This window comes from Rhizobium sp. SG741 (genome assembly GCF_012275435.1).
GTDB classification, from domain to species: domain Bacteria; phylum Pseudomonadota; class Alphaproteobacteria; order Rhizobiales; family Rhizobiaceae; genus Rhizobium; species Rhizobium lusitanum.
Genome location: NZ_JAAZQP010000008.1, coordinates 288,067 through 306,926, shown reverse-complemented (window position 1 = coordinate 306,926; position 18,860 = coordinate 288,067). Strand labels below are relative to the sequence as shown.

Annotated in this window: 24 protein-coding genes; 7 read left to right on the top strand and 17 right to left on the bottom strand. The window is 60.0% G+C overall.

Annotation, left to right across the window (positions count from 1 at the left end):
* The first annotated feature begins 180 nt into the window (after positions 1 to 180).
* From aroQ to FHT29_RS21675, 5 genes are all read left to right on the top strand, one after another.
* Positions 181 to 618: a type II 3-dehydroquinate dehydratase gene (gene aroQ / locus FHT29_RS21695; protein WP_047553196.1), complete on the top strand. Its 438-nt coding sequence runs from the start codon at positions 181 to 183 to the stop codon at positions 616 to 618.
* A 24-nt stretch (positions 619 to 642) separates the two neighbouring features.
* Positions 643 to 1,104 (top strand): acetyl-CoA carboxylase biotin carboxyl carrier protein, encoded by a 462-nt coding sequence (gene accB / locus FHT29_RS21690; protein WP_037201323.1) that lies wholly within the window; start codon positions 643 to 645, stop codon positions 1,102 to 1,104.
* A 4-nt stretch (positions 1,105 to 1,108) separates the two neighbouring features.
* Positions 1,109 to 2,461 (top strand): acetyl-CoA carboxylase biotin carboxylase subunit, encoded by a 1,353-nt coding sequence (gene accC, locus FHT29_RS21685; protein ID WP_173410718.1) that lies wholly within the window; start codon positions 1,109 to 1,111, stop codon positions 2,459 to 2,461.
* A 3-nt stretch (positions 2,462 to 2,464) separates the two neighbouring features.
* Positions 2,465 to 3,079 carry a leucyl/phenylalanyl-tRNA--protein transferase gene (aat, locus tag FHT29_RS21680; RefSeq protein ID WP_047553192.1) on the top strand — a complete coding sequence of 205 codons (615 nt, stop codon included), beginning with the start codon at positions 2,465 to 2,467 and terminating at the stop codon, positions 3,077 to 3,079.
* A 447-nt stretch (positions 3,080 to 3,526) separates the two neighbouring features.
* A complete protein-coding gene (locus FHT29_RS21675) occupies positions 3,527 to 4,078 on the top strand; it encodes a DUF1062 domain-containing protein (RefSeq protein WP_246703067.1) in 552 nt (183 codons plus the stop codon).
* Positions 4,079 to 4,145: 67 nt separating this feature from the next.
* Here FHT29_RS21675 and FHT29_RS21670 read toward each other — a convergent pair whose 3' ends face one another.
* The 6 genes from FHT29_RS21670 to FHT29_RS21645 all read right to left on the bottom strand — a co-directional run bounded on the left by FHT29_RS21670 (position 4,146) and on the right by FHT29_RS21645 (position 8,291).
* On the bottom strand, positions 4,146 to 4,586 hold the full coding sequence (locus FHT29_RS21670) for a DUF2155 domain-containing protein (RefSeq protein WP_047553400.1): 441 nt from the start codon (positions 4,584 to 4,586) through the stop codon (positions 4,146 to 4,148).
* Positions 4,587 to 4,690: 104 nt separating this feature from the next.
* Positions 4,691 to 5,089, bottom strand: coding sequence for an NADH:ubiquinone oxidoreductase subunit NDUFA12 (locus tag FHT29_RS21665; RefSeq protein WP_037194329.1), 399 nt, complete (start codon positions 5,087 to 5,089; stop codon positions 4,691 to 4,693).
* Positions 5,090 to 5,195: 106 nt separating this feature from the next.
* The gene (locus FHT29_RS21660) at positions 5,196 to 5,663 is read right to left on the bottom strand and encodes a GNAT family N-acetyltransferase (RefSeq protein WP_037194327.1); all 468 of its coding nucleotides are present in this window, start codon (positions 5,661 to 5,663) and stop codon (positions 5,196 to 5,198) included.
* 18 nt (positions 5,664 to 5,681) lie between these two features.
* Positions 5,682 to 6,185 (bottom strand): GNAT family N-acetyltransferase, encoded by a 504-nt coding sequence (locus tag FHT29_RS21655; protein WP_037194326.1) that lies wholly within the window; start codon positions 6,183 to 6,185, stop codon positions 5,682 to 5,684.
* Positions 6,186 to 6,188: 3 nt separating this feature from the next.
* Complete coding sequence (gene gatB / locus FHT29_RS21650) at positions 6,189 to 7,694, bottom strand: Asp-tRNA(Asn)/Glu-tRNA(Gln) amidotransferase subunit GatB (RefSeq protein WP_037194323.1); 1,506 nt, start codon at positions 7,692 to 7,694, stop codon at positions 6,189 to 6,191.
* 87 nt (positions 7,695 to 7,781) lie between these two features.
* The gene (locus tag FHT29_RS21645; protein ID WP_168600117.1) at positions 7,782 to 8,291 is read right to left on the bottom strand and encodes a GNAT family N-acetyltransferase; all 510 of its coding nucleotides are present in this window, start codon (positions 8,289 to 8,291) and stop codon (positions 7,782 to 7,784) included.
* Positions 8,292 to 8,590: 299 nt separating this feature from the next.
* Here FHT29_RS21645 and FHT29_RS21640 point away from each other — a divergent pair, with 299 nt between their 5' ends.
* On the top strand, positions 8,591 to 8,848 hold the full coding sequence (locus tag FHT29_RS21640) for a YjhX family toxin (RefSeq protein WP_092576619.1): 258 nt from the start codon (positions 8,591 to 8,593) through the stop codon (positions 8,846 to 8,848).
* A gap of 76 nt (positions 8,849 to 8,924) precedes the next feature.
* Here FHT29_RS21640 and FHT29_RS21635 read toward each other — a convergent pair whose 3' ends face one another.
* The 4 genes from FHT29_RS21635 to FHT29_RS21620 form a co-directional block, all read right to left on the bottom strand.
* On the bottom strand, positions 8,925 to 10,937 hold the full coding sequence (locus FHT29_RS21635; RefSeq protein WP_168600116.1) for a DUF4139 domain-containing protein: 2,013 nt from the start codon (positions 10,935 to 10,937) through the stop codon (positions 8,925 to 8,927).
* A gap of 326 nt (positions 10,938 to 11,263) precedes the next feature.
* Positions 11,264 to 12,745, bottom strand: coding sequence for an Asp-tRNA(Asn)/Glu-tRNA(Gln) amidotransferase subunit GatA (gene gatA / locus FHT29_RS21630; protein ID WP_168600115.1), 1,482 nt, complete (start codon positions 12,743 to 12,745; stop codon positions 11,264 to 11,266).
* 59 nt (positions 12,746 to 12,804) lie between these two features.
* Complete coding sequence (gene gatC, locus FHT29_RS21625) at positions 12,805 to 13,092, bottom strand: Asp-tRNA(Asn)/Glu-tRNA(Gln) amidotransferase subunit GatC (RefSeq protein ID WP_037194314.1); 288 nt, start codon at positions 13,090 to 13,092, stop codon at positions 12,805 to 12,807.
* Between the two features lie 86 nt (positions 13,093 to 13,178).
* Positions 13,179 to 13,889, bottom strand: coding sequence for a metal-dependent hydrolase (locus tag FHT29_RS21620; protein WP_037194311.1), 711 nt, complete (start codon positions 13,887 to 13,889; stop codon positions 13,179 to 13,181).
* Positions 13,890 to 14,006: 117 nt separating this feature from the next.
* Here FHT29_RS21620 and ruvX point away from each other — a divergent pair, with 117 nt between their 5' ends.
* Positions 14,007 to 14,501: a Holliday junction resolvase RuvX gene (ruvX, locus tag FHT29_RS21615; protein WP_037194309.1), complete on the top strand. Its 495-nt coding sequence runs from the start codon at positions 14,007 to 14,009 to the stop codon at positions 14,499 to 14,501.
* Here the strand turns inward: ruvX and FHT29_RS21610 are convergent.
* The 7 genes from FHT29_RS21610 to FHT29_RS21580 form a co-directional block, all read right to left on the bottom strand.
* Positions 14,438 to 14,770, bottom strand: coding sequence for a DUF6105 family protein (locus FHT29_RS21610; RefSeq protein WP_037194307.1), 333 nt, complete (start codon positions 14,768 to 14,770; stop codon positions 14,438 to 14,440). The genes ruvX and FHT29_RS21610 overlap by 64 nt on opposite strands.
* Positions 14,767 to 14,940 carry a hypothetical protein gene (locus tag FHT29_RS21605; RefSeq protein ID WP_168600114.1) on the bottom strand — a complete coding sequence of 58 codons (174 nt, stop codon included), beginning with the start codon at positions 14,938 to 14,940 and terminating at the stop codon, positions 14,767 to 14,769. The genes FHT29_RS21610 and FHT29_RS21605 overlap by 4 nt, the downstream gene beginning before the upstream one ends.
* Positions 14,941 to 15,070: 130 nt before the next feature.
* Positions 15,071 to 15,727, bottom strand: coding sequence for a TetR/AcrR family transcriptional regulator (locus FHT29_RS21600; RefSeq protein ID WP_168600113.1), 657 nt, complete (start codon positions 15,725 to 15,727; stop codon positions 15,071 to 15,073).
* Positions 15,728 to 15,831: 104 nt separating this feature from the next.
* Complete coding sequence (locus tag FHT29_RS21595; protein WP_168600112.1) at positions 15,832 to 16,449, bottom strand: GNAT family N-acetyltransferase; 618 nt, start codon at positions 16,447 to 16,449, stop codon at positions 15,832 to 15,834.
* Complete coding sequence (locus tag FHT29_RS21590; protein WP_348644874.1) at positions 16,418 to 16,741, bottom strand: type II toxin-antitoxin system RelE/ParE family toxin; 324 nt, start codon at positions 16,739 to 16,741, stop codon at positions 16,418 to 16,420. Before FHT29_RS21590 ends, FHT29_RS21595 begins: the two co-directional genes overlap by 32 nt.
* A 60-nt stretch (positions 16,742 to 16,801) precedes the next feature.
* Complete coding sequence (locus FHT29_RS21585; RefSeq protein ID WP_168600111.1) at positions 16,802 to 17,047, bottom strand: type II toxin-antitoxin system ParD family antitoxin; 246 nt, start codon at positions 17,045 to 17,047, stop codon at positions 16,802 to 16,804.
* 93 nt (positions 17,048 to 17,140) lie between these two features.
* Entirely contained in the window at positions 17,141 to 18,799 is a 1,659-nt protein-coding gene (locus FHT29_RS21580; RefSeq protein ID WP_047553167.1) for an acyl-CoA dehydrogenase family protein, read from the bottom strand.
* Positions 18,800 to 18,860: the final 61 nt, after the last annotated feature.

Genomic DNA, 18,860 nt, shown 5'->3' with positions numbered 1-18,860 from the left:
CACATCTCCGCGCCGCGCGCTGCATTCGAGGCACCATCGAAACCACGTAGATTTCGACAGGGCTCAAAATTGCCAAAATCGCGGCGTTTCCACACCTAGAGACGCGCAACCTACGCTCCGGGGCTTTCCTACAAGGCCTCGGGAGTCTATAGGTTGCGCTGCACTTTGACGGAACCTCTGATGGCGCAAACTATTTTTGTCCTCAACGGACCCAATTTGAACGCTCTCGGCAAGCGCGAGCCGGGCATCTATGGCGGCAAGACGCTCAAGGATATAGAAGCAGACTGCAAGTCCGCGGGCGAAAGCCTGGGCTTCATCATCGATTTCCGCCAGAGCAATCATGAAGGCTTGCTGGTCGACTGGATGCATGAAGCCGGCGATACCGCCGCCGGCGTCGCGATCAATCCTGGCGCCTATGGCCATACGTCGATCGCGCTGCACGATGCGATCCGCGCCATTTCCGTTCCCGTGGTGGAGGTGCATATCTCCAACATCCACGCGCGAGAAGAATTCCGACACAAATCGATGATCGCGCCCGCTGCCAAGGGCATGATCTGTGGTTTCGGACCTTATAGTTACATCCTGGCGCTGCACGCGCTGAAATCCATCACCCAATAACAAAAATACAGGGCAAGAAAACCAATGGCTGAAAAGAAATCGGGTATCGACCAGGCGCTGATTCGCGATCTCGCCAATATTCTCAACGAGACGGATCTGACCGAGATCGAAGTCGAGCAGGAAGATCTGCGCATTCGTGTGTCTCGCGCCGGCACGCCGCAATATGTTCAGGCGCCGGTCGCAGCACCTGCTTATGCAGCAGCCGCTGCTCCCATCGCGGCCGCCGCTCCCGCAGGCAAGGTGCGCAATCCCGATAGCGTCGTCAGCGCACCCATGGTCGGCACCGCCTATCTGGCGCCGGCCCCGGGCTCGGCCGCCTTCATCGAGGTCGGCTCGGTCGTCAAGGAAGGCCAGACGCTACTGATCATCGAAGCCATGAAGACGATGAACCAGATCCCTGCGCCTAAATCCGGCACGGTCACGGAAATCGTCGTTCAGGACGGACGCCCGGTCGAGTACGGCGAACCCCTTGTCGTCATCGAGTAAGCCCATGCCCATGATTTCGAAGATTCTCATAGCCAATCGCGGAGAGATCGCCCTGCGTGTGCTGCGCGCATGCAAGGAACTCGGCATTGCCACCGTGGCGGTTCATTCCACCGCCGATGCCGACGCGATGCATGTACGGCTTGCGGATGAAAGCGTTTGCATCGGCCCGCCGCCGTCGCGCGAAAGCTATCTCAATATCCACCAGATCGTTGCCGCCTGTGAGATCACCGGCGCCGACGCCGTGCATCCCGGCTATGGCTTCCTGTCGGAAAATGCCAAGTTCGCCGACATCCTCGAGGCGCATGGCATCACCTTCATCGGTCCGACGGCGGATCATATCCGCATCATGGGCGACAAGATCACCGCCAAGACCACCGCTCTGCAGCTTGGCATCCCGGTCGTTCCGGGTTCTGACGGCGAAGTGAAGACCGAGGCAGACGCGCTGAAGACGGCGCGCGAGATCGGCTATCCGGTGCTCATCAAGGCAACCGCCGGCGGCGGCGGTCGTGGCATGAAGGTGGCGCGCACGGAAGCGGACCTGGTCGAAGCATGGTCGACGGCGCGCACGGAAGCGGGCGCTGCCTTCGGCAATGACTCCGTCTACATGGAAAAATACCTCGGCAAGCCGCGCCACATCGAAGTTCAGGTGTTCGGCGACGGTGAAGGCAACGCCGTGCATCTCGGCGAACGCGACTGCTCACTGCAGCGCCGCCACCAGAAGGTCTGGGAAGAAGCCAATTCCCCGGCGCTCAATGTCGAGCAGCGCATGAAGATCGGCCAGATCTGCGCCGACGCCATGAAGAAGCTGAAGTATCGCGGCGCCGGCACGATCGAATTCCTCTATGAAAATGGCGAGTTCTATTTCATCGAAATGAACACCCGCCTGCAGGTGGAGCATCCGGTCACGGAGGCCATCACCGGCATCGACCTCGTGCACGAACAGATCCGCGTCGCCTCCGGCGGCGGTCTTTCGGTGACGCAGGATGAAGTGCATTTCCATGGTCACGCCATCGAATGCCGCATCAATGCCGAGGACGCGCGCACCTTCATCCCCTCGCCCGGCACGATCACGCATTTCCATGCGCCCGGCGGGCTTGGCGTGCGCATCGATTCGGGCGCCTATCAGGGCTACAAGATCCCGCCTTACTACGACAGCCTGATCGGCAAGCTGATCGTGCACGGCCGGACCCGCGTGGAATGCATGATGCGCCTGCGCCGCGCGCTCGACGAATTCGTGGTCGACGGCATCAAGACCACCCTGCCGCTATTCCAGGATCTGGTTTCCAACCAGGATATCGCCAACGGCGACTACGATATCCATTGGCTGGAAGACTACCTGGCCAGGACATCGGCCTAAGCCGTGCCAGGAACGCGCAGCAGACGCCCCGGCGTTACCCCGGAGATTTTGTTGCGCGCCTATTCCATCGGACTCTTCCCGATGGCCGAATCGGCCGACGACCCGGAGATCTTCTGGGTCGAGCCGGAAATTCGCGGTGTCTTGCCCCTCGATAGCTTTCATGTCTCGAAGAGCCTGGCAAAGACCATCCGCCATAGGCCGTTCGACATCCGTTTCAACACCGATTTCGACGCCGTCATCGCAGCCTGCGCCGAGCACACGAGCGGCCGGCCCAGCACCTGGATCAACCAGACCATCCGCGCGCTCTATTCGACGCTGCACCATATCGGCCATGCGCATTCGGTCGAGGCTTGGGAGGATGACCAACTGGTCGGCGGGCTTTACGGGGTCTCGCTGGGGTCTGCCTTCTTCGGTGAGAGCATGTTCTCCCGCCGCACCAACGCTTCGAAGATCTGCCTCGTCCATCTGGTCGAGCGCCTGCGGCAACGGGGCTTCACACTGCTCGACACGCAGTTCACAACCGAGCACCTGAAGACGTTTGGCGCGATCGACGTGCCGAAGGACGACTACGCGAAAATGCTCGAAAAGGCGATGGAATCACCCAATCTGAGCTTTTGAGGCGATCAGAGCTTAGCCCCGCGGAGCGTACTAAAGGTATTCGTGCGCCGAAGACTTCAAATTCCGGTTGGTATTTGCTATCGCTCGACGCGAAGAGCGTTGGTGCATAGAGGTTTCGCTTTGCCGTCGTAAATACCGGTCTCATCCAGTTTCACCCCATGCATAGGGAAGCGTGTCGCCGCCGATGCATGTTCATGTTCATCGGGTGGTGGTCTGAGACCGGTTTGGCATTGTCAAAACGCGCCTAGCGCAGCCATTGCTGTCTCAGCTCTTCAGCCGTCCCGCAACATCGCCATACCGTGCCCATAAAGGGCTTGTCCCGCCATCAGCTTGGTGAACTTCCAGACGGAAGACCAAGACGGTATGTGCAATATTCTTCGGGTCCGATGGACCATCTATCCTCAGACCGCACCCCAGCCATGGATCGCCTGCAGCGGCTGCGGATGCTTGAAACCCTTCAAATCGAGCGGCAAGATCAGGCTCAATGCCAATGGCAAAAGGCTTGATGCCTGGCTCGTCTATAAATGCTCCGATTGCGGGAAGACGTGGAATCGGACCCTCTTCGAACGGCGGACCATTCGTGATCTCAGCCCTGCTACCCTGGAAGCCTTGCAAGGCAACGATCCGGACTGGGTACGACTTCAGGAATTCGATCTCGACGGACTGAAGCGCAAGGCGCTGCGCATCGATGAATCGCCTGACGCCATTGTCCGGAAGGAAGTAGCGCAGGGGAAAGCGAGCTGGACAACACTGGAAATCGAGCTTGCGAGCGTGTTCGCCTTGAACCTTCGCCTTGATCGCCTGCTTGCGTCCGAGCTGGCCATTTCGAGATCCAGGCTCAAGGTGCTGCATGGCCGCGGCAAGCTGAGAGGCCATCCGGACCGCAGCGACGTTCTACGTCATCGCATCAAGGCCGCCACGCGCATCGTCATCGATCTGTCCGATGAAGATGATCGCGATGCGATCGGTGAGGCAGCCTCAAATCCGAAGGCAAAATAGCAAATCGTCCGCGGGAGCGATGCTCCTGCGGGCGAGTCGGCACGGCTGCGGATTCTCCAGGGATCGACTATTTCGCGCCGGCGGTATCCGGCGGCGGGATGTCGGATTTCTGTTTGCACTCTTTCAGCCAGACGTCGTAGATCGGATGCTCGACCGCGTTGAGACCGGGGCTGTCGGCGAACATCCAGCCGGTGAAGATGCGGCGGATGCGGCGATCCAGCGTGATCTCATCAACTTCGATGAAACCGTCCACCTTCTGCTGTTCGGTATCGTCACGCGAGTAGCAGGCCCGCGGCGTCACCTGTAACGCGCCGAACTGCACGGTCTCGTTCATATAGACATCGAATGTCGTGATACGGCCGGTGATCTTGTCGAGGCCGGAGAAAACGGCGACGGGATTGGCGATGCGGGCCGCCTCTGCGGAAGGCGGCAAAACGATGCCAGCCAAGAGAGCGATCACGGCTCCCGCCATTACACGCAAAGAAGCGCTCCGCGTGAAAAACGTCATATCCGGCAATCTCCGCTTGGTCTCGGTCAAAGCGCCGAGCAAGAGCCGGCATCTCTCGCGCCTAACGGCCAATTGTGGCCAAAGGACGAGCCGGCCCCTTCTGCTCAGTTGCCCGGGGTCCAGGCGTCATAGTCGCCGGTCACGCGCGGACGCTCGCCGGCAACGGCCAGCGAGCCCGGCGGGCGATAGGCCTGCGGAGTGCCGGTCTGGTTGGCGCGGTGCCCCTTTTCCCATTCCTTGGCGACATAGTTTTCCTTGGTCGGCGGAACGTCGGTGCGGTGATGCATCCAGCCATGCCAGCCCGGGGGAATTGCCGTGGCTTCCGCGTAACCCTTGTAGATCACCCAGCGCTTCGGGAGACCGTAGGAGGACATGCCGCCTTCGTAATAGACATTGCCGAATTCATCCTCGCCGACGCGCTTGCCGAAACGCCAGGTCGCGAACCGCGTGCCCATTGTCTGACCATTCCACCAGGTGAAGGTTTGTACGATGAAATTCCACATGTCTTTTCCTCGATACCCGCTGAATGGCGAGCGATACCAGAATTCGATAGCTTGCTTATGCCGCCACCGGACGGGCTTGTCCAGTGATTCCAGCAGGCAAACGCTGTCATTTCAATGTCATCTTGAAACCAAGATGGCTCGGCTTGAAACCCAATCTCTCATAGAAGCGGTGAGCATCCTTGCGCTGGGCGTTCGAGGTCAATTGCACCAGCCGCATGCCGCGGCTTTTTGCCTCGGCAATGCAGAAATTGATCATTGCGGCGCCAATCCCCTGCCCGCGCAGATCCGTGCGCGTCTGCACAGCTTCGATGATCATCGCGGAGGAGCCACGGCCGGTCAGCGATGTCGTGATCATCGTCTGGAACGTGCCTACGACTTCGCCGGCCAGTTCGGCGGCGTAGAGCGTCTGCTCGGATGAGGCATCGACCGTGCGGAAGGCCCGGAGGTAATCGCCATAGGCGGATGGATCGGCGGTATCGCCGTGGCCGCCGACAGCATCTGCGGCGAAGAGGTCAATCAAGGAAGGAAGGTCAGCCTCACGAGCTTCGCGAATGATCAAATCGGCACTGTTCATGATCGACCTGCCTAGCTGTCAGTGGTTTTCGAGAGGCTTCTCGAATATCAGCGCCGGAATGCCCGATTGCGCATTTCCGCAGTTTTCCGTGCGGCCGACTTCGACGAAGCCATGCGCCGTGTAAAAGGCGATCGCAGGCTCGTTTTGTGGTTCGACCTCCAGGCGCATGACTTCTGCGTCCGGAAAGCAGGTTTCCAGTTCTGCGAAGATATCGCGGCCGACGCCCTGGCGTTGGTAGCGCGGGCCGACATAGAGCATGTAGAGCTCGACAGTCTTTGTCATCTCCGTGGACATGGCGGCATAGCCCATGCCGCCGATCGTCTTGCCGTCGTCGGCGACGAGGAATTCGGCGTTCTTCTTCGCCAGCCGTGCCTTCAGCGACGCCAGAGAATGCCAGGAGGCATGCAACTCGCTGACCTTGTCGGCCCCATAGATATGGTCGTAGGTCGCATGCCAGGTTTCGCGCAGCAGAGCACGGACCTTTTCCAGGTCCTGCTCGCCGGCGGTGCGGACGAAGAACACCGATTATTCCTCTTCGATGCCGAGCTTGGCCTTGACCAGCGCCTGCACGGCCTGCGGGTTGGCCTTGCCGCCGGTCGACTTCATCACCTGGCCGACGAACCAGCCGGCGAGCGTCGGCTTGGCCTTGACCTTGGCGACCTGATCCGGGTTAGCAGCGATGATTTCGTCCACGGCCTTTTCGATGGCGCCGGTGTCGGTGACCTGCTTCATGCCGCGGGCCTCGACGATCTCTGTGGGATCGCCGCCCTCGGTGAGGATGATCTCGAACAGATCCTTGGCGATCTTGCCGGAGATGGTTTCAGCCTTGATGAGATCGATGATCGCGCCGAGCTGGGCGGGCGAAACCGGAGTCTCTTCAATATCTTTGCCGATTTTGTTCAGAGCACCCAGCAAGTCGTTGATGACCCAGTTTGCCGCCATCTTGCCGTCACGGCCGGCAGCGACCGCTTCGAAATAATCTGCGATCGCCTTTTCCGAGACCAGAACGGAGGCGTCGTAGATCGACAGGCCTAGCTCGCGAACGAAGCGCTCCTTCTTGTCGTCAGGCAGCTCTGGCAAGTGCGCCGCAAGTTCCTTGACGAAGGCGTCATCGAATTCGAGCGGCAGCAGATCCGGATCGGGGAAATAGCGATAGTCATGCGCATCTTCCTTGGTGCGCAGGGAGCGTGTCTCGCCCTTGTTCGGATCGAACAGGCGGGTTTCCTGGTCGATCTTGCCGCCATCCTCAAGGATGCCGATCTGACGGCGCGCTTCGTATTCGATCGCCTGGCCGATGAAGCGGATGGAGTTGACGTTCTTGATCTCGCAGCGCGTGCCGAACTCACCACCGGGGCGGCGCACGGAAACGTTGACGTCGGCGCGCATCGAGCCTTCGTCCATGTTGCCGTCGCAGGTGCCGAGATAGCGCACGATCGAGCGGAGCTTGGTCATATAGGCCTTGGCTTCGTCCGACGAGCGGATGTCCGGCTTGGAGACGATTTCCATCAGCGCCACGCCGGAGCGGTTGAGATCCACATAGGACATGGTGGCGTGCTGATCATGCAGCGACTTGCCGGCATCCTGCTCCAGATGCAGCCGCTCGATGCCGATCTCGATATCCTCGAACTGGCCCTGACGGTCCGGGCCGAGGGATATGACGATCTTGCCCTCGCCGACGATCGGATCCTTGAACTGCGAGATCTGATAGCCCTGCGGCAGATCGGGGTAGAAATAGTTCTTACGGTCGAAGATCGAACGATTGTTGATCTGCGCCTTCAGGCCGAGGCCGGTGCGCACGGCCTGCTTGACGCACTCCTCGTTGATGACGGGCAGCATGCCGGGCATGGCGGCATCGACCAGCGAGACGTTGGAATTCTGCGGCTTGCCGAACTCGGTCGAGGCACCGGAGAAGAGCTTGGAATTGCTCAACACCTGGGCATGGACTTCCATGCCGATAACGATTTCCCAATCGCCGGTGGCACCGGGAATGAAGCGTTTCGGATCTGGCGTGCGGACATCGACAAGGGTCATGGGAAGCTCTTGAAATGCTGTTCTTCTGAACTTTGTGAGGTAGAGCAATTGGCGAGATGGTGCAAGGCTTTCGGCATCGCCGGCGCGCTATATGCCTGGACCGTAGACGCCGTCGCTATCTTCGACCAGCGCTTTTGAAAGCCCGATGGTCGGCACATCGCTATCGAGCTTCGGGGAATAGACGATCGACAGCCAGTTGATCTCATAGCCACGAGCCTTGAAAAAACCGATCGCGTCGACATTGCCGGCATGAGTGTGCAGCGAAACCTTTTCCAGCCCCTGTTCGCGCATGTCCTGCTCGATACGCTCCAGGAGTGCCGAACCGAGACCTCGCCTGAGAAACCCCGGGTCGATCCAGAAATCGGAGATGGTCTCATCGAGGCCCTCGCGCGCCGCCCAGCCGACGACCTCCCCGTTCAGCTCGATGACCGTGATTGTCAGCCAGACGTCGCGCGTGAAATTCGAAAACGCGTCGCTTGCACTTTCCAGAAGCTCGACCGGACTTCCGATCGAGCCCATGGCCTTCTGCCATGAGCGCAGGCCGATATTGGCCAGTACCTCCGCTTCCCCTTCATGCGCATTGCGAATATGGATCATCGGGCCCCCGCCGTTTCCAGCAGTAAAGCACCGGAAAACAGCTTTTTCCAGCGACGAGATAAAAGCAAGCGCACGGTGGCGGCCCAAGTCCAACGAGAGTGAAACTTGACCGCCGGTTGCAACCTGTTTTAAAACTGCCGCGTCAATGGAGTTTTGATGTCTACCTTTTCTCAGACCCGGTAAAGGCCCTGCCCGCAAGCCTTCTTGCGTGCTGGGCCCGAAAACGAAGCCCCGACTTCCCTAAAGGGAGCGTCGGATCGTTTTGTTGCGCCTTTGGCGCTTTCCGGATTCTGACGACAATGGATATCTCACGCGCAGAGCAGCGCATCCTGCATTTGCTTGCTCAAGGCGGGCGCATTGAAATCGAACGCACCGAAAACAAGAAAATCGAGACCGTCAACTGCTACACGCGGGACGGCTGGCTCTATCCCGGTTTCGGCATCGAGCTCTTCCGCAAGCTCAAACAGCTGAAGGCCATCAAATCCTCCGGCGGACATCCCTACCGGATAACGGAACGGGGCCTGAGGCTGGTGAGGGCGCAATTGGATAATAGGTAGAGAAAGCATGAGAGCCGCCCCGGTCGGGCGGCTCTCATCCGCTCATGCGGCTCATGTGACGAAGCGCTGGTGGCGATCAGAATGTCCTGATGAGCTCCGCCACCTGGCTGCCCAGACGATCGCTGTCCTTTTGCATCGCGGCGCGTTTTTCGCCGACTGCAGCGATTTGGTCTTCACTATCTGCCAGAGCCTTCAAATAGCGCTTCTTCAAATCGCTGTTCTCCGGAACCGCGCCGATATTCTGTCTTATCCGCTCCTGGTCATTGGTGAGTTTCTCTATTTCGTTGTCGAAACTCTCCAGATCGTTCTGGGCAGCGACCTGCTTTTTGCGCGCCTCCGCCAGGTTTGCGAGCTTGTCTACAAGTACCTTGTCATGGGCCGAAGCCGACCATCCAAGCAGCATGTCCGGCTCTGCATCGACCAGAGCGTAACTGTTGCTCTGAAGCTGCTCGTCGACTGCCGTCAGCGTCTTTTCCGTAGCCGCCGGCACGACCGTCTTGAGCCGCTGGTGTGTTGCCGTCTTGCCGAAACTTTCGTCCGACGAAAACGACCAACCATCCCTAATCGGGTGTTCGACAATAACGGTCCTTTCGCCGTCAAGCGCCCCTGAAACAGTGTATGTTGTCGTCTGGCGGTATTTGACGATTGTTTGCATCACGCCATCGGAAACCTTGAGAGAGGCAATCTCCTCCGTCGGCGTCTGCTGCTCGCTGATCGATACTTTTCGGTCGGTCGCGAAACTGGCGAGGCGCGTATCGCCCTTGGGCAGCGCGGATAGCTGGGAGTCGCCGATGTAGCCGATCTTGCTGTCGTATAGCGTGAGAATTCCCGGCGGCATGCTGACACCAGCGGTATTCTTCAACATCACCGCGGCGATGGGATTGGCAATGGAGCTGCCCGCCCGATACATGTCCACCATATCGGCATCCAGCGCCGCATCCACGATCGGCACGGATAAGGTGTCACCATTTGCCAGATCGTAAGTCCCCGGAAGTTCGAACGTGGCCGAGATATCGCTTTCGGTGGCATTGGCAGCACTACCAGCAGCTATTTGCATTGGCGCTGCAGGCCTTTCCAACTCGTCGGCCATGTATCCAGATGCGGCTGCCTTTCTGCTGGCGCCACCCATCATTGCCTTGGCAGGCGCGGGCGCTGTTACTGGTTCCTCCGCATCCGATGACAGCCGCTGCCTGTTGGACAGGTCTCCGCTATCGAGATCAGGGACAATATTCGAAGCCGTGTTGACCGGCACCTCCTGTCGCTCTCTCCAATAGAGCTTGTGCAGGCCCTGCTTCAGCGTCACCGGCTCGGCCGACGTCAACGTCAGTTTGACGCCCTTCCAATCCTCACCGCTGGCGTTTTCCAGCACGGTCCACGCCTGCAAACGCGCCTTGCCATTTGCCTCGGTCACAACCTTGTAGGCCGTTTTCCAGATCGGAGACGGAACCACATAGGTCAGGCCGATATCGCCGCCGTTCTTCACACCGTTCAGCTTGATATCGATGGTGCGGCTGCCGTCGTTCTTGCCACGGGCAATGGCCGCCGCCGCTTTGGCAACCTTCGCTCTCATCTCAGCATCCTCAATCCGGACGGACGCATCCTCGCCAAGCGCCAGCGTCTCCACAGCGCCATCCTTGTCGAGAACGGTCAGCAGCGGAACCGGTGCACTCTCGCCGGTCTTCCTGATCTCGATCCCGAGAATGCTTCCCTCAACGGTTTTCCCACCGCTGGTGACCGATACTCTGGCGCCCTGTATCGATGTCAAAAGCGACGGCACGGATGAGAGCGCTTCCGGCGTAAACGGCAGGCCTTTGAAGGTTTCCTCTAGAGGTTGCGGCCCCGCCAGCGAGAAACCGGCCACGGAGCCGTCGGTCTCATTGACCACAAGGCTCTTGAGCATGTCATCAACCTGGTCGAGAGGCACCTCGAGCCGGACCACGCCGTCGCTACCGACTGCGGCCGATCGAGAGACCTCGGCAAGGCCACCCGAGGACAAGGTAATGGCGCGAATGGCCCCGTTGTCCGCCGCCAGCGAAATTGCAGGAAATGCCACACTGAGAAGCAGGATCGCCGTGACTTGCTTGAGCATGAAGAGACCTTCCGATTCGGTTGCAGACGACAAGACCAAGCGGCCTGCTGCAATTTATGATCGTATTTCGGTCCAAAGTGTGATGGCGATGATCTTCGCGCGCGATCCAGCAGGTGGGGCAACCATCAACCTCGGCGACTATGACTTCGCCTTTGGCCATGGAGGGGTAAGAGAACAATTCCCCCGGACGGCCGCAATAACGTCAGGACTTTTAATCTTGCATCCAAGGCGTCGCCGCTCCACCAAGCGGCAAAGCCGACCGCGCCGGCCGTTTCGTGGTCGGCGTCGGTGATGGGCCTCAAATTATGGGCCTCAAATTATGGTGCTTACCACCACTTCGCCGGCGTGAACTTGCCGGCGGCCTGTTCGATGACGTGGGCGGTCTTGAACAGGGTTTCTTCTTCAAACGGCTTGCCGATGAGCTGCAGGCCGAGCGGCAGGCCCTTCGGGTCGAGGCCGGCGGGGACGGCGATGCCGGGGAGACCGGCCATGTTGACCGTCACCGTGAAGATGTCGTTGAGGTACATCTTTACCGGATCTGAAGCGAGATCCTCGTCGGCGATGCCGAAGGCGGAGGACGGCGTGGCGGGTGTCAGGATGGCGTCGACACCGGCATGGAAGGCAAGCTCGAAATCGCGCTTGATCAGCGTGCGGACCTTCTGGGCGCGCAGGTAGTATGCGTCGTAATAGCCGGCCGAGAGAACATAGGTGCCGATCATGATGCGGCGCTTCACTTCCTGGCCGAAACCGGCAGCGCGCGTCTTCTCGTACATGTCGACGATGTCCTTGCCGTCGACACGCAGGCCGTAGCGGACACCATCGTAGCGCGCCAGGTTCGAGGATGCTTCGGCGGGCGCAACGATGTAATAGGCCGGCAGCGCGTATTTGGTGTGCGGCAGCGAGATGTTGACGATCTCTGCGCCGGCATCCTTCAGCCACGCAATACCCTGCTGCCAGAGCGTTTCGATCTCCTCCGGCATGCCGTCGACGCGATATTCGTTGGGGATGCCGATCTTCATGCCCTTCAGCGACTGGCCGAGCGCGGCTTCGTAATCCGGCACCGGCAGGTCGACCGAGGTCGTATCCTTTGCATCGACGCTTGCCATCGACTTCAGGAGGATGGCGGCATCGCGAACGTCGCGGGCGATTGGGCCAGCCTGGTCGAGCGACGAAGCGAAGGCGACAATGCCCCAGCGCGAGCAACGGCCATAGGTCGGCTTGATGCCGACGGTGCCGGTGAAGGCAGCTGGCTGGCGGATGGAGCCGCCGGTATCGGTCGCCGTGGCGCCGGCGCAAAGATGCGCCGCTACGGCAGCAGCCGAGCCGCCCGACGAGCCACCAGGAACCAGCTGCTGGTTCGAGCCTTCGGCACGCCAGGGGTTGATGACCGGGCCGTAATAGGAGCTCTCGTTGGAGGAGCCCATGGCAAACTCGTCCATGTTGAGCTTGCCGAGCATGACGGCGCCGTCGTTCCAGAGGTTCTGCGTCACCGTCGATTCATAGCGAGGCTTGAAGCCGTCAAGGATGTGGCTGCAGGCCTGCGTGTGGATGCCTTCGGTGCCGAACAGATCCTTGATCCCTAGCGGAATGCCTTCGAGCGCACCGGCCTTGCCGGCGGCAAGCCGCGCGTCCGAAGCCTTGGCCATCTCGCGCGCCTTTTCCGGCGTCACGGCGATATAGGCATTGAGCTGACCGTTGGCCGCGTCGATCGCCGAAAGATAGGCTTCGGTCAGTTCGGTGGCGGTGATGTCCTTGGCGCGCAGCTTGTCGCGGGCTTCGGCAATGGTCAGGCTGGTCAGTTCGCTCATTTTGTTTCGCTTCAGATCTGGAAATAGGCAACGGGTCGGAACGGGCTAAAAGGAAGCCTTTATTCGACGACTTTGGGAACCAGGAAAAAATTCTGATCGGTATTCGGCGCATTGGCGACGATGTCGGCGGCCTTGTTGCCGTCGGTCACTTCGTCCGCGCGCTTCTTCATCGCCATCGGCGTCACGGAGGTCATGGCCTCGACGCCATCGACATTGACTTCAGAAAGCTGTTCGACGAAGCCCAGAATGCCGTTGAGTTCGCCCATCATCCGCTGCGCTTCGTCTTCATTGACAGCGATGCGGGCAAGATGGGCGACGCGTTTGACAGTGGCGAGATCGACGGACATGGCATTCTCCGGATAGCAAGATTATCCACAAAAGCGGATTTGCTTCACGCTATAAAGGCCATGTCCGCCATACGCAACGGGTATCGTCAGGCAGAAACGCTCTCGCCCACCTTCGGAGCCGCGACCGTTGTCTTCGAGCCTTCCATGCCGGCAACGAACTTTTCCGGGGTCTGATCGATGATCGGGAAGGTGCCGTAGTGGCAGGGGATGGCGGTCTTGAAGTTGAAGAAGCGCTGGCAGGCGAGCGCGGCAACGGCACCGCCCATGGTGAAGCGGTCGCCGATAGGCACGATGCCGATATCGGGCTGATGCAACTCGTTGATCAGGGCCATGTCGGAGAAGATATCGGTATCGCCCATGTGGAACAGCGTCGGCTCGTCGTCGAAATGCAGCATCAGGCCATTGGGATTACCGAGCGCGTGGGAAACGCCGTCTTCGGTGATCTGGGCGGACGAATGCAGCGCATTGGTGAATGTGGCTGAGAAGCCGCCGAGACCGACGGTGCCGCCGGTATTGCCCATTTCCAGCTTCTCGACGCCCTTGGTGCCGAGCCAGGAGGCCAGATCGGCATTGGCGAGAACGACGGCGCCCGTATCCTTGGCGATCTGAACCGTGTCGCCGACGTGATCGCCATGGCCGTGGGTCAACAGGATATGGGTCACACCCGAGGCAACATCCTTGATATCGAGGCCAGCGGCGGCAAAGGAAGAGTTATACGTCAGAAAAGGATCGATCAATATTTTGGCCTTTGCCGTTTCGATGCGAAAAGCGGCATGGCCGAGCCAGGTGATCTTCATTGGATTTCTCCTTAATGCTTGATTTGAAATGGCAGGCTGGTGTCTAGGAGATATCTCAAACCGCGGCAAAGAAAAGCGGTTCGAACTTCAATTTGTTTTGACGAGAGCGAGACCTTGATGACGACGCTGACCATCGAAGACCTAGCCGCGACGCTCCTGCCCGGGCAGGCGGTTGCCGGCCTCGATCTCGGCACCAAGACGATCGGACTTGCGATGTCCGATCTCGGCCGTCGCTTCGCCACGCCGCGCCCGGTGATCAAGCGGGTAAAGTTCACCCAGGATGCTCAGACTTTGCTCGCCTTCGCCGAGAAGGAAAAGGTGGCGGCCTTTATTATCGGCCTGCCTGTCAATATGGACGGTTCTTCGGGGCCGCGGGTGCAGGCGACGCGCGCCTTCGTGCGCAGCATGGCCGACAAGACCGCCCTGCCCTTCGTCTTCTGGGATGAGCGGCTTTCGACGGTTGCGGCCGAACGGGCGCTTCTGGAAATGGACGTCTCGCGTGCCAAGCGGGCCGAGCGCATCGACTCGGCGGCTGCGAGCTTTATTCTTCAGGGAGCCTTGGACAGGCTTTCGGCGCTCGGCAGAGCAACCTTGTCAGATCTCGACTCCTGACGGTGCCTCCACCAGCCCATGATGGCGGCGCGCCGGCGAAAGCCGAAGATCGCGAAAACCAGCAGACTATCGAAGGCGATGGCGCGGGCGACGAGCGGCGGGATGGCTTCCGGCGGAATGCCGAGGATCTTGCCGTAGATCTCGAACACCAGGTCATGCATCTGCCGCGTCAGCATGAAGATGCCGAAGCTCATGTCGTAGTACGACAGATAATACCATGCCCCGATAAACGAGACGGGCCCAGCCCAGCAAATCAGCAACCACTTCATGCGGCACCTCTTCGACGCGGATATTGCGTCGTCCCAGCCGAAAGGACGAGCCAGTTCGACAGCGCCATGGCGCTCAACACCATCGCGGGCAGCGTTATATCTAGGGCCAGCACGGCGAAGAACATCATCGCCGTGACAAGAAACACTAATTTTGTGGGTCTGGACCCCATGGCTGCACGCTTAATAGTTAACAATCGGTCTTTTCACACTGCCGAGTTAACCGTTGCGGCGCAATGTAAACCATTTGTTAAGGTTAACGGCGCGGTGGGCTTGTGGATATCTCCCGGATGAGCGCCGATATCAGCCGTAGACGCCGCGCACGATCCGCTTCAGCGCCATTGCCGCCTTCTCCCAATCCCTAGCGGTTTTCAAGACAAGGCCGGCGCATTGATTGCTGACCGTGGCAGAAAGCACGACATGCTGGATGGCGGCGAAGATCATGGCGTTGACCGCCTGCGCGTCGATCCCCTTCGGCGGGGTGAGCGAGCCGCGCATGCGCTCGATCCAGCCGGCGAGTGCCTTGGAGCGGGCCTCGGACAGCCTGCGAACCTGCTCGCTGTTTTCGGATACTTCCCAGGCGACGATGCGGCGCATCAGCGGATCGGCGCGCAAGGCGTCGAGAAACAACAGGGCGAGCCGCTCCATCAGATCGCCATAGGTCAGAAGAAACATGCCGCCGGTATCGTCGGGAATGCGATCCTTCACCCAGCTTCCGAGATCCGCACCGATGGCTTCCACCAGTCCGTCGAGCCCACCGTAATAGCGATAGATCAGCTGCTTGTCGCAGCCGGCGCCACGCGCTACCGCGTTGATACCGAAATTCTGGAACCCCTCCTCCGCAAGGAGCCGCTTGGCGGCATCGAGAATCGCCTGCTCGGTTGCGGCGCGGTTGCGCATCCGCTTTTCCGGAACGGGCGCTTCCATCAGGATTTTAACGGCTGCGTTTGCAACGGCCATCGACTCAGCTCCAATCTGTCACCGAGCGGTGAGTAACAAGTCGAATTGGCGCGAACAACAAAGGTGTGATCGGCAGCACCGTCAAAGCCTGCAAATCCACAGATTTAGAGAGACCGGCCGAACCATACGGTCGTTTCCGACGCCAGATCGGGCGGCAGTTCCACCGGTACGAAGCCTCGCGACGACCAGAAACGGATACCGCCATGATTGCCGGAATTGGCGCCGAGATGAACCCCGTTGACGCCGCGCGCACTGGCGTATGCCATCCAGCGCTCCAGCAATGCCGTGCCGACGCCTTTTCCCTGAGCCGTCGGCAGCAGGTTCATATGAATATGTGCGGGAAATGGATCGGTGAGAATGGCAGGCGTCCGTTTCGGATGATGGATTGTCGATATCCGGCGCTGATCGGCATTCCAGAGTGCCGGATCACCGACGGGATCGGCGTACCGGCGCCGCAGATCCGGCCACCAATCACGCTCCAGGCGCTCTTCGAAAGCAACCGTATCGAAAACGCCCGCGATATAACCGAAGACGCCTTCGTCATCCTCGGCGACGAAAACCATCTCAGGGTGGAGTGCAGCATAGGGCGCGGAATAGATGTACCCGATCAAACGGCCATCGCGGTGAAGCGCCGTCGCATCCTTGCCGGCGTCACCGGTCAGCAGCGAGATGGCATAGAGCTGGTCGATATCATCGGATTGGACCTGACGGAGGTTGATCATGGGAGCCTCTGCGAGCTGACGTGAGAATCTTGTGCGGCCAACAATCAAAACTCCAATCTCTCTTCAGAAGAAGCCGACTTACATCCATTCGCCAATGCAACACGCGAATGATGGCGACTTCCGCATCCGGCAGAAGATAGTAGATCACGTAGGAGCCGATGGCATGTTTGAAATGACCTTCGCGGATATGGATGCGACGCCCGATTTTCAGACCGGACGCCAATCCCTCGAAGGCTTCGACGATTTCTGCATGGTAGGCTTCCGCTTGCTTTGCGGACCAGTTCTCGACGATATATCGCCAGATGTCTTCAAGATCGGCCCCGCTAGCGGGGACAGGCCGTACTTTCGAGGCCTATTCGCCATATGTCGCGCGCATCCGCCTCAGGAATGCGGCGTTATCGAAGGGGGCAGGTTTTTCGGATTCCTCACCAGCAATCAATGCATCCCGAAGAGCCCTGACCTTCGCTTCATGCTCTTCAAGCAGACGCAAACCTGCGCGAAGAACATCGCTGGCAGAGCCGTATCGGCCCGTCTGAATCTGAGCTTCGATAAAGGCGCTGAAATGATCACCAAGCGAAACGGATGTGTTGCGGGCCATGTAAACACTCCTATGCCGATACCAACATAGTAAATATTGGTATCGCGACAATCGGCGATGCCGCTGCGAGCCTGGCAATCGCTAGCGCAAATTCTATGTCGCCGGCGGATAGAGAAGGTCGACGATATAGCTGGCGTCGAAGCGCGCATCGAGCATGCCGTAGGTGGAGCGCCAGCCGCCGGCCAGCCGGGTTTCGATGAAGGCATCGGCGATCTTGCCCGCGCCGAGGCGATAGAGCTCGGCCGCACCGGCGGCGAGCGCCATCTGTTCGACCAGGAGGCGGGCTGCCCCCTCATCCTGCTCGCAAAGCGCCATGGCCGCGCGCAGCACCTCGATGGTCTTCTTGCCGGCGGGCCCGAGATCGCGGGCAAGGCCGGCGAAGACGGTTTCGAACAGGTCCTTGCCCCGGTTCAAGACTCTGAGAACGTCGAGTGCCATGACGTTGCCGGACCCTTCCCAGATCGCATTGACCGGCGCTTCCCGGTAATGGCGGGCGATCGGGCGCTCCTCGATATAGCCGCTGCCGCCGATGCACTCCATCGCTTCATAAATCAGCGCCGGAGCGATCTTGCAGCACCAGTATTTGGCGACCGGCGTCATGACGCGGGCGTAGGCGGCGTCTTCAGTGCTGCCGCTCGCTTTGTCGAAGGCTTCGGCCAAGCGGAAGGCGAGCGCGGTCGCGGCAGCGACATCGAGCGCCATGTCTGCGAGCACGCGCGTCATGATCGGCTGTTTGACCAGCATCTTGCCGAAGACGCTGCGGCCGCGCGCATGATGCACGGCTTCGGCCAACGAAGCCCGCATGATGCCGGCCGACGCCAGCGCGCAATCGAGCCGTGTCAGCGTCACCATGTCGAGGATCGTGCGGATGCCGGCATCGGGCGTCCCGAGCAGGAAGCCGAAGGTGTCGGTGAATTCGACCTCCGAGGAGGCGTTCGAGCGATTGCCGAGCTTGTCCTTCAGCCTCTGGAATTGCAGGCCGTTGGCCGAGCCATCCTCGAGCAGCCGCGGCACGAGGAAACAGCCAAGGCCCTCCTTGGTCTGGGCCAGCATGATGAAGGCATCGCTCATCGGCGCCGACATGAACCATTTATGGCCGGAGAGCCTGTAGATGCCCTCGCTCACCTTGTCGGCGGCCGTCCTGTTGGCGCGCACATCGGTGCCGCCCTGCTTCTCCGTCATGCCCATGCCGATGGTGACGGCTGTCTTCTGCATGGCCGGCTTGTTGGAAGAATCATATCTGCGCGACAGGATCTTCGGCGCCCAGTCCTTCTGGACGGCTGGCGACGCCATCATGGCTGCCACGGACGCGCTGGTCATCGTCAGCGGGCAGAGATGGCCGCATTCGAGCTGCGCGGTCAGATAGAAGCGGGCCGCGCGCACTTTGTGCGACTGCCCCGCCGCTTCGGGATCTGCCTGCGCATCCCAGATCGAGGAATGCAGGCCCGACGACATCGAACGGCGCATCAGCGCGTGCCAGGCCGGATGGAATTCGACCACATCGAGACGCTCGCCGCGCGGACCGTGGGTGCGCAGTTGCGGTGTGCCCTGGTTCGCCATGCGCGCCAGTTCCTGCGCCTCGTGCGAGGTGACGAAGCGACCGAGTTGCTCCAGGTCTTCCCGTGTCGAACGCGGCAGGCCAGAGGTCAGATCGACAATCAACGGATCGGAACGATAGGCATTGATGCCGGACCAGAGGCTCGGCTGGTTCAGGTCGGCAAATGGGTCATCAGTCCGGGTCGGTTGGGTCATATTTCGCTTTTAGAGCAAGAGGGTTGCAAAAGGAAACCGGAAGTTTTGTCTCCTAACAGCA

Coding starts and splice junctions, on each gene's coding strand:
- aroQ (WP_047553196.1), top strand. CDS start 181: ATGGCGCAAACTATTTTTGTCCTCAACGGACCCAATTTGAACGCTCTC.
- accB (WP_037201323.1), top strand. CDS start 643: ATGGCTGAAAAGAAATCGGGTATCGACCAGGCGCTGATTCGCGATCTC.
- accC (WP_173410718.1), top strand. CDS start 1,109: ATGCCCATGATTTCGAAGATTCTCATAGCCAATCGCGGAGAGATCGCC.
- FHT29_RS21670 (WP_047553400.1), bottom strand. CDS start 4,586: ATGACGTTTTTCACGCGGAGCGCTTCTTTGCGTGTAATGGCGGGAGCC.
- FHT29_RS21665 (WP_037194329.1), bottom strand. CDS start 5,089: ATGTGGAATTTCATCGTACAAACCTTCACCTGGTGGAATGGTCAGACA.
- FHT29_RS21660 (WP_037194327.1), bottom strand. CDS start 5,663: ATGAACAGTGCCGATTTGATCATTCGCGAAGCTCGTGAGGCTGACCTT.
- gatB (WP_037194323.1), bottom strand. CDS start 7,694: ATGACCCTTGTCGATGTCCGCACGCCAGATCCGAAACGCTTCATTCCC.
- FHT29_RS21645 (WP_168600117.1), bottom strand. CDS start 8,291: ATGATCCATATTCGCAATGCGCATGAAGGGGAAGCGGAGGTACTGGCC.
- FHT29_RS21640 (WP_092576619.1), top strand. CDS start 8,591: ATGGATATCTCACGCGCAGAGCAGCGCATCCTGCATTTGCTTGCTCAA.
- FHT29_RS21635 (WP_168600116.1), bottom strand. CDS start 10,937: ATGCTCAAGCAAGTCACGGCGATCCTGCTTCTCAGTGTGGCATTTCCT.
- gatA (WP_168600115.1), bottom strand. CDS start 12,745: ATGAGCGAACTGACCAGCCTGACCATTGCCGAAGCCCGCGACAAGCTG.
- gatC (WP_037194314.1), bottom strand. CDS start 13,092: ATGTCCGTCGATCTCGCCACTGTCAAACGCGTCGCCCATCTTGCCCGC.
- FHT29_RS21620 (WP_037194311.1), bottom strand. CDS start 13,889: ATGAAGATCACCTGGCTCGGCCATGCCGCTTTTCGCATCGAAACGGCA.
- ruvX (WP_037194309.1), top strand. CDS start 14,007: ATGACGACGCTGACCATCGAAGACCTAGCCGCGACGCTCCTGCCCGGG.
- FHT29_RS21610 (WP_037194307.1), bottom strand. CDS start 14,770: ATGAAGTGGTTGCTGATTTGCTGGGCTGGGCCCGTCTCGTTTATCGGG.
- FHT29_RS21605 (WP_168600114.1), bottom strand. CDS start 14,940: ATGGGGTCCAGACCCACAAAATTAGTGTTTCTTGTCACGGCGATGATG.
- FHT29_RS21600 (WP_168600113.1), bottom strand. CDS start 15,727: ATGGCCGTTGCAAACGCAGCCGTTAAAATCCTGATGGAAGCGCCCGTT.
- FHT29_RS21595 (WP_168600112.1), bottom strand. CDS start 16,449: ATGATCAACCTCCGTCAGGTCCAATCCGATGATATCGACCAGCTCTAT.
- FHT29_RS21585 (WP_168600111.1), bottom strand. CDS start 17,047: ATGGCCCGCAACACATCCGTTTCGCTTGGTGATCATTTCAGCGCCTTT.
- FHT29_RS21580 (WP_047553167.1), bottom strand. CDS start 18,799: ATGACCCAACCGACCCGGACTGATGACCCATTTGCCGACCTGAACCAG.